General features: G+C 67.7%; 17 protein-coding genes. 9 read left to right on the top strand and 8 right to left on the bottom strand.

Going from position 1 to position 13216, the window contains the following annotated elements; all coding sequences use genetic code 11:
• Window positions 1-151: 151 nt before the first annotated feature.
• On the top strand, window positions 152-718 hold the full coding sequence (efp, locus tag OXS27_RS05795; RefSeq protein ID WP_243919478.1) for an elongation factor P: 567 nt from the start codon (window positions 152-154) through the stop codon (window positions 716-718).
• 36 nt (window positions 719-754) lie between these two features.
• Here efp and OXS27_RS05790 read toward each other — a convergent pair whose 3' ends face one another.
• The gene (locus OXS27_RS05790) at window positions 755-1768 is read right to left on the bottom strand and encodes a heparan-alpha-glucosaminide N-acetyltransferase (protein WP_267354927.1); all 1014 of its coding nucleotides are present in this window, start codon (window positions 1766-1768) and stop codon (window positions 755-757) included.
• Between the two features lie 350 nt (window positions 1769-2118).
• Here OXS27_RS05790 and OXS27_RS05785 point away from each other — a divergent pair, with 350 nt between their 5' ends.
• The 8 genes from OXS27_RS05785 to OXS27_RS05750 all read left to right on the top strand — a co-directional run bounded on the left by OXS27_RS05785 (window position 2119) and on the right by OXS27_RS05750 (window position 7708).
• Complete coding sequence (locus tag OXS27_RS05785) at window positions 2119-2724, top strand: cold-shock protein (protein WP_346732980.1); 606 nt, start codon at window positions 2119-2121, stop codon at window positions 2722-2724.
• 260 nt (window positions 2725-2984) lie between these two features.
• Entirely contained in the window at window positions 2985-3416 is a 432-nt protein-coding gene (locus OXS27_RS05780; RefSeq protein ID WP_267355309.1) for a DUF192 domain-containing protein, read from the top strand.
• Window positions 3417-3534: 118 nt separating this feature from the next.
• Window positions 3535-3939 carry a hypothetical protein gene (locus OXS27_RS05775; RefSeq protein ID WP_267354925.1) on the top strand — a complete coding sequence of 135 codons (405 nt, stop codon included), beginning with the start codon at window positions 3535-3537 and terminating at the stop codon, window positions 3937-3939.
• A 128-nt stretch (window positions 3940-4067) separates the two neighbouring features.
• Window positions 4068-4952 carry a dienelactone hydrolase family protein gene (locus OXS27_RS05770; RefSeq protein WP_267354923.1) on the top strand — a complete coding sequence of 295 codons (885 nt, stop codon included), beginning with the start codon at window positions 4068-4070 and terminating at the stop codon, window positions 4950-4952.
• Between the two features lie 207 nt (window positions 4953-5159).
• The gene (locus tag OXS27_RS05765) at window positions 5160-5615 is read left to right on the top strand and encodes a response regulator (RefSeq protein ID WP_243919474.1); all 456 of its coding nucleotides are present in this window, start codon (window positions 5160-5162) and stop codon (window positions 5613-5615) included.
• A 77-nt stretch (window positions 5616-5692) separates the two neighbouring features.
• On the top strand, window positions 5693-5905 hold the full coding sequence (locus OXS27_RS05760) for a hypothetical protein (protein WP_267354921.1): 213 nt from the start codon (window positions 5693-5695) through the stop codon (window positions 5903-5905).
• A gap of 342 nt (window positions 5906-6247) precedes the next feature.
• Window positions 6248-7435: an alpha/beta hydrolase gene (locus OXS27_RS05755; protein ID WP_267354919.1), complete on the top strand. Its 1188-nt coding sequence runs from the start codon at window positions 6248-6250 to the stop codon at window positions 7433-7435.
• A 72-nt stretch (window positions 7436-7507) separates the two neighbouring features.
• Window positions 7508-7708, top strand: a complete 201-nt coding sequence (locus OXS27_RS05750) for a hypothetical protein (protein WP_243919469.1) — start codon at window positions 7508-7510, stop codon at window positions 7706-7708.
• Between the two features lie 22 nt (window positions 7709-7730).
• On the opposite strand, the gene OXS27_RS05745 is transcribed toward OXS27_RS05750, so the two are convergent.
• Genes OXS27_RS05745 through OXS27_RS05715 form a run of 7 tightly spaced genes read right to left on the bottom strand, consistent with a single transcriptional unit; the run spans window position 7731 to window position 13216 of the window.
• The gene (locus OXS27_RS05745) at window positions 7731-8681 is read right to left on the bottom strand and encodes a YncE family protein (RefSeq protein ID WP_267354917.1); all 951 of its coding nucleotides are present in this window, start codon (window positions 8679-8681) and stop codon (window positions 7731-7733) included.
• On the bottom strand, window positions 8678-9211 hold the full coding sequence (locus OXS27_RS05740) for an SRPBCC family protein (RefSeq protein WP_243919467.1): 534 nt from the start codon (window positions 9209-9211) through the stop codon (window positions 8678-8680). The genes OXS27_RS05745 and OXS27_RS05740 overlap by 4 nt, the downstream gene beginning before the upstream one ends.
• Window positions 9212-9232: 21 nt before the next feature.
• Window positions 9233-9823 (bottom strand): DUF447 domain-containing protein, encoded by a 591-nt coding sequence (locus tag OXS27_RS05735; protein WP_267354915.1) that lies wholly within the window; start codon window positions 9821-9823, stop codon window positions 9233-9235.
• Between the two features lie 4 nt (window positions 9824-9827).
• Entirely contained in the window at window positions 9828-11390 is a 1563-nt protein-coding gene (locus OXS27_RS05730) for a DUF6513 domain-containing protein (protein WP_267354913.1), read from the bottom strand.
• Complete coding sequence (locus OXS27_RS05725; protein WP_267354911.1) at window positions 11387-11962, bottom strand: uridylate kinase; 576 nt, start codon at window positions 11960-11962, stop codon at window positions 11387-11389. Before OXS27_RS05725 ends, OXS27_RS05730 begins: the two co-directional genes overlap by 4 nt.
• Window positions 11959-12660 carry a (5-formylfuran-3-yl)methyl phosphate synthase gene (locus OXS27_RS05720; protein ID WP_267354909.1) on the bottom strand — a complete coding sequence of 234 codons (702 nt, stop codon included), beginning with the start codon at window positions 12658-12660 and terminating at the stop codon, window positions 11959-11961. The genes OXS27_RS05725 and OXS27_RS05720 overlap by 4 nt, the downstream gene beginning before the upstream one ends.
• A gap of 28 nt (window positions 12661-12688) precedes the next feature.
• Complete coding sequence (locus OXS27_RS05715; protein ID WP_267354907.1) at window positions 12689-13216, bottom strand: DUF3280 domain-containing protein; 528 nt, start codon at window positions 13214-13216, stop codon at window positions 12689-12691.

Here is a 13216-nt window from a genome sequence, read left to right as displayed (position 1 = left end):
CGCGGACACGACATGGCCCGTCGGCGGCTCACAACGACGATTCGGCCGGCCGCTGGAAACCGGGACGCAGATGCGATAGTGGCGGGGTCCGACAATACAGCGACCGCGCTTGGCGCGTGCCGCCACCCATGTCAATGCAGGACGCAATTCCGTGAAGGTGATCGCCTCAACGCTCCGCAAGGGCAACGTCGTCGACAAGGACGGCAAGCTCTACGTGATCCTGTTCGCCGAGAACATCCATCCCGGCAAGGGCACGCCGGTGACCCAGCTCGACATGCGCCGGATCACCGACGGCGTGAAGGTCTCCGAGCGTTACCGGACCACCGAGCAGGTCGAGCGCGCCTTCGTAGAAGATCGCGAGCACACCTTCCTGTACAGCGACGGCGAGGGGTTCCATTTCATGAACCCCGAGAGCTACGAGCAGATCGCCGTGCCGGCGGACGTGGTCGGCGACGCCGCCCCCTATCTGCAGGAGGGCATGGCCGTCATGCTTTCGGTCCACAACGACGTGCCGCTGACGATCGAGCTGCCGCAGCGCGTGACGCTTGAGGTCACCGAGACCGAGCCGGCCATGAAGGGACAGACGGCATCGTCGTCCTACAAGCCGGCGACGCTGTCGAACGGCGTCCGCACGACCGTGCCGCCGCACATCGCGGCCGGAACGCGCGTCGTCGTCATGACCGCCGACGGGGCCTACGTCGAGCGTGCGAAGGACTGATCGAGCCTAGCCGGTCGCGCACCACCGCGGCCGATCTCAGCGTGGTGCGTGCGCCGCATTCTCGAGGGTTGCGTAGCAGCCCTGCGAGAGTGCCTGTGCCCGTAGCCGCTCCGGTGGACTGAACGGCCGTCCGTCCTCGCGGAACAGATCCTCGCGCAGCAAGGCATCCGACGTGCAGCGCGCTGCGATCCGGCAGAGCGGCGTCTCGCCGCCGGTTCGGGTGCAGATCGTGACGTAATCGGCCCTGAACGCCCGCAGGCCCGCGCGCGGATTGGCGCCGGTGACCGTCACCAAGCCCGTGAGCGCTGCGAGCAGTAGCGGCTGATGGATCAGGTAGACCACGAGGCTGTGGCGCCCCGCAAAGGTCGCGGCCCGCGCGAGGGATGAGCGTGGGCTCCAAGCGCCGAGTCGGGACCGCGCGAGCCTCGGCAGCCCGATGCGGCCGAGCACGATTCCGGAGAGCACCAGCCCGAACCACGGAAACAGCGGCACGTAATCGTTGGTCCGCGGCATCGTGGAGCCGAGGCCCAGGAAGAACAAGACGGGCGCATCGAGGAACGCGGCCTGCACGACATGCGGTGCCGCGAGCACCAGCGCCGCCGTGAGCGCGGTGACCGGGACCGGTAAGAACAGGAAGGCGAGCCCCAGCACGCTCGACACGGCGATGCAGTGCAGGATGCCGAAGAACACATAGGCGTCCGGAAACGTGATCCACGTGCCCAGGGTCACCAGGAGGGCGGCGCCCCCGACGCGGGCGAGCCGCAGCAGGGTGGGCCGGGGCCGGATACCCCGACCGTTCATCAGCACGAGCCCGACGCCGACCAGCACGAGGAAGCAACCGGCGATCATCTCGGCGGCCAGATGGCCGCCCGGCGTGACGGCGTAATTCTCGGCGGTCAGCCGCAGATACCCGAGGTCCCACAGGCTGTGATAGCTCGCCATGGCGAGGAGCGCAGCAGCCCGCGCAGCATCGATGACCGGCAGACGATTCCCTCGGGCTTCGGCCGGAGCGGCGATGGAGCGAACGGTGAGGGTTGGATCGGCTGACATGGTAGGGAACCCAAATCACGGCGGTCTGGGACCTGCCAAGGGCTGACCACTGGGCTTAAGTGTGGCGCCGGGGGGCAAGCCGACCTCTCGGAAACGTGATCAAAGCCGAGACTGGCCCATAGACCGTGAGGCGACGCCGCCCGATCGGGCGTTCCGCATGGCGGCGCGGGCGCCGATGCGCGTTTGCGTGCGCCGACTGCGACAGATCGACTGTTGCCGCCGCGCATACACCTGCCGAGATTGCAACTCGGCATAGCTCCCTTGCCGGCGAAACGGGCTTCCCGCGTGTCAGGACTTCGTTAATCTTGCCGGGAACCGGCGCGGCGTGATTCAGGGTAGGTTTTTCGGCCATGTCTGACGAACGCGGATCCGGGCCGGAAACCCTCGATCAGGGAACGAATGCGCGCAGCGCCGAAATGGGCCTGCGTGACGACGAGGCTCTGGACCTCATCGAGGTCGCCGGACACATCAAGTGGTTCGACGTTGCGAAGGGGTTCGGCTTCATCGTGCCGGATGACGGCGCCCCGGATATCCTGCTTCACGTCACCTGCCTGCGGCGGGAAGGTTACCAGGCCGCGAGCGAGGGCGCGCGCATCGTCGTGGAGGCGGTGGAGCGGCCCCGTGGCTGGCAGGCGTTCCGGGTGATCTCCCTCGATCAGGCGACGGCGGTCCATCCCTCGGAGATGCCGCTGCCGCGGACGCATGTGACCGTGACGCCGACCAGCGGGCTGGAGACCGCCGTGGTGAAGTGGTTCAACCGCCTGCGCGGCTTCGGCTTCCTCACCCGGGGCGACGGGACGCCCGACATCTTTGTCCACATGGAGACATTGCGCCGGTACGGGATCGCCGAACTGAAGCCGGGCGAGGCCGTGCTGGTACGCTACGGAGACGGCTCGAAGGGCGTCATGGCCGCAGAGGTCCGACTGGTCGATGGGACACTCCCGGCGTCGCACTAGCGCCGAGCCCGGCTCGCAGTCTCGGTTCTGACGCGCGCTCTTCCGACGAACCAGCGGCTAGATCGGCGGAAGAGCGCTCAAGCGCGAAGCCGCGTTCGCCCGTTGAGTGACCGCGGATTCCCTCCGCTGCATTCCTGGCCTATGTGAGCGCCGAGCCGCAGATCCCCCGCGCATCGCTCCACGAGAGGCTTCAGCCTGTGAGAATCCCGTCCCATCTTGCGGCGGCCGCAGCCATAATCGGCCTCGGCTTGATTGCCGTCATCCCGGTCTCGGTGGTCTGCGCGCAGGCGCCGGTCCAAGCGGCAACTGCCAAGACGGAACCGCTCACGATCACCACGAAGGCGGGACCGAAGCGGTTCGCCGTCGAGGTGATGCGCGACGATGCCGGACGGTCGCGCGGCCTGATGTTCCGTCGGCACATGGCGGCCGATCATGGAATGCTGTTCGACTTCGAGCGGGACGAGCCCGTCACGATGTGGATGAAGAACACCTATCTTCCGCTCGATATGGTCTTCATTCGGCCGGACGGCACTGTCAGCCACATCGCGGCCGACACGGAGCCGCTGTCCACCGCCATCATCCCCTCCGGGGGCCCGGTCGTCGCCGTGCTGGAACTCAATGCCGGCACAGCGGCCAAGCTCGGGATTCAGCCCGGAGACCGCGTGGAGCACGCCCTCTTCCGAGCGCGCTGACACCTCGGGCGCACCGCGAACGCACCGGGAACAAACGGCTTGACCAACGCGGGGATCCGCGCCAATGTTCCAGCATTGTTCCGATGCTTCGGAACGCCGGGACGGCGCGGAGAACCCGATGAGCGACGTGGCCGAGGCCGAGCTGTTCGGCAACGATGATTGGTCCGTACAGGCGGACGGGATCGAGCACCGGGACACCGGATATTTCATCGCGCGCGACGCGCTCGCGAGCCGGCGCGCCGAGGGCCTTTGGGACTGGCCGCTCCAGATGGCCGAGAAGCGCTGGTGCCGGCCCAGCCTGTTCCGCGAGGCGTTCCTTGCTGCCCTCGACCGCTTCGGCATCGCCCGCGACGCCGAGCTGATCCGCTCCTTCGCCCTCGGCTACGGGATCCGCGCAGTCGTCTCACCGGCCGCCGAGACCTTCGTGACCCTGGCCGACATGCTGCAGCCGCGTGAAGCACCGGCGACGCGCCGGGTCGCGTCCAGGCCTGCGATCCGCGCGCTCAGTGCCGCGAGCGCGTGATGCGGCGGGCGGCCTTGATCAGGATGATGGCCGCGATTCTCGGACAAGACGACGCGTAAGCCTCCATCGACGAGACGGTCGCCACCAAACGCGTTACCTCTTCCCAAAGTGATCAGGGAGAGACCAGCATGGCGGAGCAGGGCACGGCCGGTAGCACCGAAGGGCTTGAGGGGCTGATCACGGCGCCTCTGTCGCGGCGCGGCTTCGTCATGACCAGCCTGATGAGTGGGCTGACGCTCGCGACCACCCGGGTCGAGGCACAGGTCATTCACACCGACACGGCCGGCATCGAGGCGGGCGAGGTGAAGATTCCGGCCGCCGATGGGCCCATGCCGGCCTATCACGCCGTTCCCGACGGGGCTGGCCCGTTCCCGGTCGTGCTGGTGATCGAGGAGATTTTCGGCGTCCACGACTACATCAAGGATATCTGCCGCCGCTTGGCCAAGGCCGGATACTGCGCGGTCGCGCCCGAACTTTATGCCCGGCAGGGCGACCTCTCGACGATGACGGATCCGAAGATCATTATCCGAGACGTCATCTCGAAGACGCCGGATGCCCAGTGGATCGGCGATCTCGACGCGGCGGCGGCCTGGGCCGTTTCGGCCGCCAAGGGCGACCCGCAGCGCCTCGGGGTCATGGGATGGTGCCGAGGTGGACGCGACGCATGGCTGTATGCTGCACACCGGCGCGACCTGAAGGCTGCCGTGGCCTGGTACGGCCCCGTCGGCGGTGAGCGGACGGAGATCCAGCCGCGCACGGCCGGCGATGTCGCCGCGGAGATCAATGCGCCATTGCTTGCGCTCTATGGTGGAGCCGACACGGGCATCCCCGTCGCCTCGGTCGAGGAGGCGCGCGACCGGGCAAAGGCTGCCGGAAAGACCGTCGAGCTGGTCGTTTATCCCGACGCGCCGCACGGCTTCCACGCGGATTATCGGCCGAGCTACCGGCGGGAGGCTGCGGAAGATGGATGGGCGCGGGCGTTGGCCTTCCTGAAGGCGCATGGCGTCGGCTGACACCGGCACCTGAAGCCCGGAAGCCGAATCCTCGGTCGTATCCGGGCGTTCCTGGAATGCTGTGTTACTCAGGACACAAAAACAACTTCTCTATTGTGCAAGGATCACAGGAGGCTCGGTGCCTGCGCGGCTCCGGTCCATCGCCGCGATAAAGCGTTGAACCGATTGCGTCGGCCGCCGTTCAGCCCCTGTAGAGTGTCCTGGCCTATGAACGACTCGGTACAGACAGGCCGGAAGCCCGTGATCCTCGTCGTGGAGGACCAGCCCGACGAGCGATTCCTCGCGGCTACGCTGCTGGAGGATACCGGTTTCACCGTCATCGAGGCCGAAACCGCCGACCGCGCGCTCGCCATTCTGAATGATCGCGGGGACGAGGTCAGCGTCGTCTTCTCGGATGTCCGCACGCCCGGTCCGATCGGGGGCTTCGAGCTGGCGCGGATAATCGGCGTGACCTGGCCACGGGTGCGCGTTCTCCTGACATCCGGCGATGCGGGTGATCAGCCCAGCGACCTGAGGGTTTCCGCCACCTTCATCCCGAAGCCCTGGCGCGCCGAGGACATCCTGGCCTGGGTCGAGCAGGCCGCGGGTCGTCCTTCCGACGGCACCGGTCCGGCGATTATTGGTCCGGGTGGTAAAATTATCAGCCCCGGCCTGGAAACTTGAAGCAGGGTCGTCGTTGTACGCCACACCCGGACCCGGCGCCGGCATTCTCTGCACGACTAGGGATCACAGGCGTCGCCATGAAGATCGTTGCTGCCAATCACGCCGATTCCCTCAGTCGCACTGGTGGGTGGGCGTCTGACGAAGCTATTGAAACAGTCGTTCTGGATTCGGTTCGGGACGAGTTGCGCATCGTTTACGGCGAGGCGGATGCCGTGGTGCCGCTCTCATTGACGGTTTTGGCCCGCCAACTCGATTCTGTGCATTCGAGCACCGGCGATTGCATTGCGTGAGAGCCAGAAGGCGCCAAGCTAACGATTGATGCATTGCGCACCGGACGACCCTGACCTGACATTGCTGGGTTTACTCTAGTTCTCTTTATAACTGGCCAGCGATATTGATCTTAAAGACCTACTATAGCGTCGTGGATACACCAATTTTAGACGGACTCCGACCAGGTCCAGGCGTGATTCCATCGCGTTAAGGGAATTCCCTGGTGCTCATCTCGTCGACGATGCAAGACGCCCGGTGCACAGCAGAGGCCGGCTATGCCGCATCGGGTCGCCAAGGCGTAAGAATCTGCTATTCAGCGGCCTCAATCCTGCGCGCGCAGGCGTTTCTCAATCGAGCCCTTCATGCGTCTTACCGCTCTTCGCGGGTCGCTCTCAGCGGTCGCGATCACGATCCTGGCCGGCTCCACGGCGGTCGAGGCAGCCACGCCGCCACCCCAACCCGCCGAAGGGCCGGGTGGCGTCGGAGACCGGAAGGCCAATGTGGTGAAGCGCCTCCTCGGACGCGGCACTGCGAGCAGCTACGCCTTCTTCGCCGCTGGGGCTGCACCCGAGGCTGGGCGGCCCGTCGCGATATTTCTGCATGGCTGGGGGATCGTGAATCCTCAGAGCTACGGCGGCTGGATCGATCATCTGGTCCGCCAGGGTTGGCTCGTGGTCCTGCCGCGCTTCCAGGAGGTGAACCGGACGCGGCCCGCAGATGCGCCGGCGATCGCCGAGACGCTTCTCAAGAGCGCGTTGGCGGACCTCGCCTCGGACGCCGAAGCCAAACCGGATCTCACCCGCGTCGCGATGGTCGGCCATCTGGCCGGTGCGCCCCTGGCCCTGGATCTCGCCGCCGATGCCAAGGCGCGGGGCCTGCCTGTGCCGAAACTGATCTTCGCCATGACACCCGGCGGCATTGCCAGCGGACCGAAGTCGCGGGGCATCACGCTCGGCGATCTGTCGACGGTCGACCCGGCGACGATCATCGTTGCCATGGTGGGCGACAAGGATACCCGGGCCGCCGACATGGCCGCCAAACGTCTGCTGCGCGAGGCGAGCGCGGTTCCCCTGGATCGCAAGCTGTTCGTGCGGGTCCTTTCGGACGATCACGGCTTCCCGGCGCTCACCGCGACCCTGGCGTCGCCGGCCGGCCTGGATACGGCCTACGATGGCGGCGCCATCAAGCCTGCGGCGGAGCCCAAGGATGCACCGAAGGACGGGCCGAAGCCTGTGCCCTTCCGCTGGTCCGCCGACATGGCCCTCACAGGCGAGCAGCAGACGCTTGTCGCGCAGGTCAACCTCGCCCGCGTGGATGCGATCGATTACCTGGGCTTCTGGAAGACCTTCGATCTCGCAGCCGCAGCGGCCTTTTTGGGCTCGGATGCAACGGCGCTGAAGAGCAATCCGCGGCTGGCCGATATGGAGCGCTGGAGCGACGGTTGGCCGGTGAAGCGGCTTTTCGTCGAGACGCCGCGCCCAGCTCCGGCCGTTCAGGCCAAACCGCCCGCGCAAGCCAAGCCGGCCGCTGCCGCTCCCCGCGGGCGCTGAGCGGATTTCACAGCAGCTTGGCCTTGGCGCATGGCTTGCTAGGTTGGTCTCGTTCGGAACGGGAGCGAGTCGATGCCCGAGTTCGTCGCCAGCCTGCTCGCCGCAGCAGCTTTCTGCCTGACGTTGCTTGCCTTGAACGCGCTCACGCGTCTGCTGATCCAGGCCCATCTTGGCTCACCCGACCTCGGCGAGACCGGTTTCCTGCAGGTGGGCGGCGCCCTGGTTGCCGCCCGTGTCGCCTATCGGCGGGGGCCGGGGCGCCAATCGCTCTGAGCGGCCTCGGGGCCGGGGATCGTCACCGAAGGAAGGTCCCGAACGCGCGCGGGCCGTTACCAGTCGGGATGGTTGCCGTCACCTTGAGCGTCGCAGCATCGAGGATGCTCAACGTGTTGTCACCCCAGTTGGCGACGTAGAGACGGCCCTCTGAATCCGCTTCGATCCCCTCTGGGTGATCGCCCACGTCGATATCGGTGATCGGCTTGAGCGTCGTGAGGTCGAAGACGGTGACGCTGCCGGCATATTGGTCGGTGACGAAGCCGCGCCCGCCACTGAGCGCGATGACGTAAGGCCGTCGACCAGTGGCGATCCGGCCGATCTCGCGGCCAGCCGGAATGTCGATCACCGAGACGTCGTCACTCGTGACATTCGCCGTGTAGGCGCGGCCCGAAGCGGCGTCGAGGGTGATGCCGAACGGATGCTGGCCCACCGGGATGGTCTTGATCTCGCGACGGGCCGACGCGTCCACCACCGAGACGGTATCGGCCTCGCGATTGGCCACGTAGAGCGTCCGCCCGTCCGGGCTTATGGCGATCCCCGAGGGGGAGGCCCCGACGGCGATCTCGCCATCCGGCACCAGAGTGCCCTCATGCTCGGACAGCACGAACAAACGGCGCCCGTACCAATCGGCCACGTAGACCCGGCCGCCTTGCGGATCCGCCGCGATGCCGAGCGGCCCACCGGGCAAAGGCACCTCGGCGAGAAGCTTGCCGGCAGCGAGATCGATCACGGCGATGCCGTGCCCCTCCGGGCGGGTCACATAGGCACGCCGGCGATCGGCCGATAGCACGATCCCGGCCGGGGCCCCATCCACCGGTATGCGGCGCACCACCTTGCCGGCAGCGAGGTCCACCACCTCGACCGCACCGCCGAGCTGGGCGGTGATGATGGCCTCCCGCGCCGGCTCGGCGCGGGCGACGCTGACCGTGAGGGCGAGGGCGGCGGCGAGCGCCGCCCGGCCCGGGCTCACGAGCCCTTCTCGACCTTGGCCTTCAGGTTGGCGAGGCTCGCCTTGATCCAGTCGCCGACGCCCTTCTCGGACGCCTCGTCGTTGAGATCGGGCGGGGGATCGTTGTTCATGTAGCCGCGGTAGAAGGCGGCCTTCCACTCGACCTTCGACTTGGCATCGCCCGCGGGCTCGACCGTGATCGTGGCCGAATAGTCGTTGGCCGGCAGATCCTTCACGTCGACCTTGTCGATGTAGTACGAGAACAGCTTGTCCTCGGGCTTGAACTTGTTGCTGGTCTCGGAGATCTGGTCGCCGTTCTTGAGCGTCAGCACTCGCTTGAACTTACCGGCCGGATCGCCGCTCAGCTCGGTCTTGGTGACGTTCTGCATCCAATCGGCGTTCTTCACGTCGCCGATCACCGCCCACACCTTGTCGGCTGGAGCGTTGATCTCGATCGACTCGTTGATCTTTCGACGGGTCGGGCCATGGGCCTGCGCGGTCGCGGCGACCAGCGCCGCGGTGGCCGCCAAGGCCAGGGTTATTTTTTTCATCTTGTCCTTCTCCTCCCGCGATCAGCGGTCGTCGCGACCGAGGATCCGCGCCGCGGGGCCGATGACCGCCGCGACCTTGTCCTCGATCCAACCCCAGGCCTCGCGTTCGCGGGGTCCGGCGGTCTTGCCCACGGCGATGGCGAGGTAGGCCATCTCCGTCAAGACTTTCTCGGGTTCCAGCATGTGGAGCCGGGTGGAAAGAATAGCGGCTTCCAACACCGCCGCCTGCGCGCGGTTATAGCCGATGAACGGCGCCTTCGCGGCACTGTGAACCATGCGGCCGCGGAAGCGCGGCCGGGTTTCGTGATCCTCGACGACCGCGACCTCGAACTCGGCATGGCCGAAGCTGTCGGCGAGGCACCGGCCCGCGATGACCGCGCAGGGAACGGTCGGCCAATCGCGCCGCCCCGTGACAGCCCCGGCGATCACCCGGATATCGCGGGGACTCGAAGCCGCGAACCAGGGGTTCGCTTCCAGGTTGACGATGGTCGGCGAGGGCCGGAACGGTGCCAGCACGTAGCCGTCATCCTCGCCGATCAGCCCGAACGGCACGAGGTGCAATTCGCCCGCGGGAGAGAGCGTGGTGACGATGGTTTCCAGGATCAGCGGCATCGGCTCACGCCTGATCGGCCGGCACGAGCCGGCCACAGACAAGTTTGGTCTTCGGCCCCTGCGGCAGTTCCGGCGACGCCTCGGCGCGGGCCGTCGTTTCCGGGATCATCTCGGGTAGCTCCGCGTCGGCGTCGGGCTGCACGAGACGCGCGTCCCGAGTAGCGGGGGGCGGCGCGTCGGGGCCGGAATGGCGGGTGTGACCAACCTTCTTGAAGGCGGTGGCGTCCTCGACCTCGGCATCGGCGGCGCAGCCCCAATCCAGCGGCTCGTCCTGCACGTACCGCTTGCCGAGCCGCCACGCGGTTTCGGCCTTGGCCAGCTCCGCCCCGAGATAGAAGGCGTGGGCGCCGTCGCTCGCCACGTTCAGGTTCGGGAAGAAGGCCATGGCGTCGGTGCCGACCCTGTGGATGTCGCGGTTGTAGACGTGAATGCCGTCCTCCGCGACGGCGATCCGGTAGTTCGGATCGCGGACCTCCGCGGCGGCCGAGACGATATCGGCGGACGTCTGGACGAAGGGCCGCTTGTCGTGAAGCGCCAGCAGCGCTCGGCCGTAGCCTTTGGGCAGCGCTGAATCCGCCTTGGCGGCGAACATCACCCGCCGCGCTGCATCGTGCTCCTCGACGGTGCGGCGGGTGTGGTTGGAGACCTGCACGATCAGCACGTTCTGAATCGTCAGCTCCGAGCACATACCGACGAGCAGCGCGGTGACACCCAGTGAATCCGCCTCGGTCAGTTCCGTGAGATTGCCGGTGCCCATCATCATGGCGATGTCGGGCCAGCGGGCGCGGGTGTCGCGATACCGGCTGATCGAATCCACGAACCCGTGATGGATCGGCTCCAGGATCGGATCGGCCAGGAAGGGCCGGCCGGCCTTGAGCATCCGCTCGATCGCCCGATCGAGGGAGGGCAGATCTTCGGGGCGCGTCGGCACCAGCACGGGCACCGCATCAGTCTCGAAGGCAAGGTCGAGGGTGTCCTCGTTAAGGCTCAGCAGAAAGTCGGCCCCGGCCTGGGCGCCCCGGGCGAGTTCCTCGCGGGAGAAGGAATCGACGCTGACCTTGAGCCCGGCATCCTTCATCGCGCGCACGGCGTCTTCGAGATGGGGAAACGGCGTGTCGGGCAGGCCGCCGAGATCGATCACGTCCGCGCCCCTCCGGGCCAGATCCTGGCCCTTGGCAAGGATTTCTTCGACGCTCATCTTCGAGGCGTCGACGATCTCGGAGAAGATCCGAAGATCGTGTCGGGAGAGATCGACCTTCCGGGCCGAGAGCCCGAGCCAAGCCGGCAGATCGACCACCTCGTCGGGGCCCCGCTCCACCGGGACGCCGAAGTGAGCGGCCAAGTGCTCCGGATTGGCCCGACAGCGGCCCGGCAGGATCACCCGGGTCGCGCCGTCGGGCAACTTGATCCTGCGGCGGATGATCTCCTCGGTCATCAAAGCCGCGACCTTCACGCCGGCATCCGCGATGCTCCATCGAAATTTTTCGGGGAGGCCGGCCGCGACCTTTTCCAGCCGCGCACGGGCGAGGCGGCCGGTGACGAAGACGATGTGTTCGGGCGCGCTCACGCCGCATCCCTCGGTTCGACGGCAACCCGTCGGTTCGGTCCCCAGATCTCGATCGGTCCGCCGTAGCGGGCGGCGAAGGTCGAGAAGGCTGCATCCACGAGTCCGCCGGACGCGAGGGCGGCGGCGTCACGCCCCGACGGCGCATCGACAGATTTCACCAGTACGCAGCGTTTGGCGGCGACCCGTCCCGCGAGCCAGAGGGCGAGGCTGTCGGACGTCACGTCCCAGGTTTCCGGGATATCGGGGTGCCCGGCGCGCAGCAGGCGCGGGTTCCAGACGCGCGCCGTGGCGGTCGCAGTCTCGGCCCAGGGCTCCAGGGTGTGGACGAGGCGCGGCTCGATTCCACGAAAGATCCCGGCCGCGTCGCTCATGGCATCGAGCGCCTGGCGATGCGCCTCGGCGTCGCTGAAGCCCTCCCGCGCCTGTGCGGCCCGCACGAGGGCCGCGAAGGTGCCCCCGCCCGGAACGACGATGCAGCGTCCGCACGCGCCATCCGCGATCTCGGCCAGCAGCACGCGACGGCGGTGCGGATCCGCCTCCAGGCTGCCGCCGATCTTGATGACCGAAATCACGCGGCATCCCGCTGGTTGGGGCGAAGCGCCCGCAGCGCCTCGGCGATCCGCAGCGGATCGATGCCTGAGCGGCGGTCGAAGTCGCGGCAGAGACCGCCGCGGAAGCCGAGGTAATCCGGCCCATGTTCGGCCAGGGGCGCGATGTCGATGACCCGCAACGAACCCGCGAGGCCGCTCATCAGGCCGTGGGCGCGACAGGCCTGCGTGAAGGCCGCGAGGTCGCCGGGCGGAGCCAGATCGGGCAGCCGTGCCCCATGCTTGCCGGCGGTGTCGATCATGGCGCCCGCGAAACCGGCTTGTGCCAGCTGCGTGATCAGGTCGGCCGCGGGACCGTCCTCGGCGAACAGCACGGCGATCAACCGGTTCGGTGCCGCAGCGGCCAGAGCCGCGAACGCGGCGGGCTCGCGCCGGCGGAGAGCATCGAGACCGGTTTTCACCCAATCAACCCCGGTGGCCGCCATGGCGGCGATCGCAGCGGGCTCCGGATCGGCCACAGCACTCGTCACCGCCCCGCCGGCCACGCGGGCCACGACCTCGCGGACCTGAGCCGGATCGAGGGCGCCCAGCGCCCCGCGCTCGGGATCCTTGGCGTCGATCAGGTCGGCGCCGGCGAGCCGTGCGGCCTCGGCCTCCGCCGGATCGCGGACGCTGACGAGCAGGCGGGGCAGGGGTCTGAGCGGGACGTTGGACGCGGGCACGGATGACTCGAAGAGCGTGTGAAGGGCCTCAGGACTTTCCAGGCAGCGGCTCGGCAAGCAGGCGGTTCTTCACCAGCCAGCGCATCGCGTGGGCCCAGGTATCGTCGGTGTCGGCCCGGATCGTGACCAGCCCGCCGCGCACCACCTTGCCGGTCTCGGCTTCGGCGATGGTGACGTTCAGGTTGAAGATCTGACCCGATCCCTTCTCCACATAACCCGTCGCGACGAGGTCCGCACCCAGGCTCTTGCCGATGTCCGCCGCGCACCCGTTGCACTTGTACAGCGGCCCTTCCTTGGCAACGGTGTCGGCCTTCGGAGCCGTGTCGACGATCTCCAGCCCTGCCTGATCGTGCAGCGCCTTGCGCAGTTCGTCTGTGACGAGCGCCAGCTTCCTGGTGTCGGCCGGCCGCGCCCTGGCTCCGTAGGTCGCGCCCGGCTCGAACAGCTCCACCGGGAACACCGCGGCCTTCTCGGCGGCCAGCGCAGCGGCCGGCAGGACGGTGCCGACGGCGAGGAGACCGCAGGCCGTGGCCGCTTGGATGGGCAGGTGACGCAT

The organism is Methylobacterium sp. GC_Met_3, from assembly GCF_026540775.1.
Taxonomy (GTDB): domain Bacteria; phylum Pseudomonadota; class Alphaproteobacteria; order Rhizobiales; family Beijerinckiaceae; genus Methylobacterium.
This window is presented reverse-complemented; position numbering and strand designations above follow the sequence as displayed.

Excerpts from the sequence above, each read along its gene's own strand:
- OXS27_RS05750 (WP_243919469.1), top strand. The coding sequence starts at position 7,508 with ATGCCCGAGTTCGTCGCCAGCCTGCTCGCCGCAGCAGCTTTCTGCCTG.
- OXS27_RS05785 (WP_346732980.1), top strand. The coding sequence starts at position 2,119 with ATGTCTGACGAACGCGGATCCGGGCCGGAAACCCTCGATCAGGGAACG.
- OXS27_RS05760 (WP_267354921.1), top strand. The coding sequence starts at position 5,693 with ATGAAGATCGTTGCTGCCAATCACGCCGATTCCCTCAGTCGCACTGGT.
- OXS27_RS05755 (WP_267354919.1), top strand. The coding sequence starts at position 6,248 with ATGCGTCTTACCGCTCTTCGCGGGTCGCTCTCAGCGGTCGCGATCACG.
- OXS27_RS05790 (WP_267354927.1), bottom strand. The coding sequence starts at position 1,768 with ATGTCAGCCGATCCAACCCTCACCGTTCGCTCCATCGCCGCTCCGGCC.
- OXS27_RS05770 (WP_267354923.1), top strand. The coding sequence starts at position 4,068 with ATGGCGGAGCAGGGCACGGCCGGTAGCACCGAAGGGCTTGAGGGGCTG.
- OXS27_RS05740 (WP_243919467.1), bottom strand. The coding sequence starts at position 9,211 with ATGAAAAAAATAACCCTGGCCTTGGCGGCCACCGCGGCGCTGGTCGCC.
- OXS27_RS05715 (WP_267354907.1), bottom strand. The coding sequence starts at position 13,216 with ATGCGTCACCTGCCCATCCAAGCGGCCACGGCCTGCGGTCTCCTCGCC.
- OXS27_RS05735 (WP_267354915.1), bottom strand. The coding sequence starts at position 9,823 with ATGCCGCTGATCCTGGAAACCATCGTCACCACGCTCTCTCCCGCGGGC.
- OXS27_RS05775 (WP_267354925.1), top strand. The coding sequence starts at position 3,535 with ATGAGCGACGTGGCCGAGGCCGAGCTGTTCGGCAACGATGATTGGTCC.
- OXS27_RS05765 (WP_243919474.1), top strand. The coding sequence starts at position 5,160 with ATGAACGACTCGGTACAGACAGGCCGGAAGCCCGTGATCCTCGTCGTG.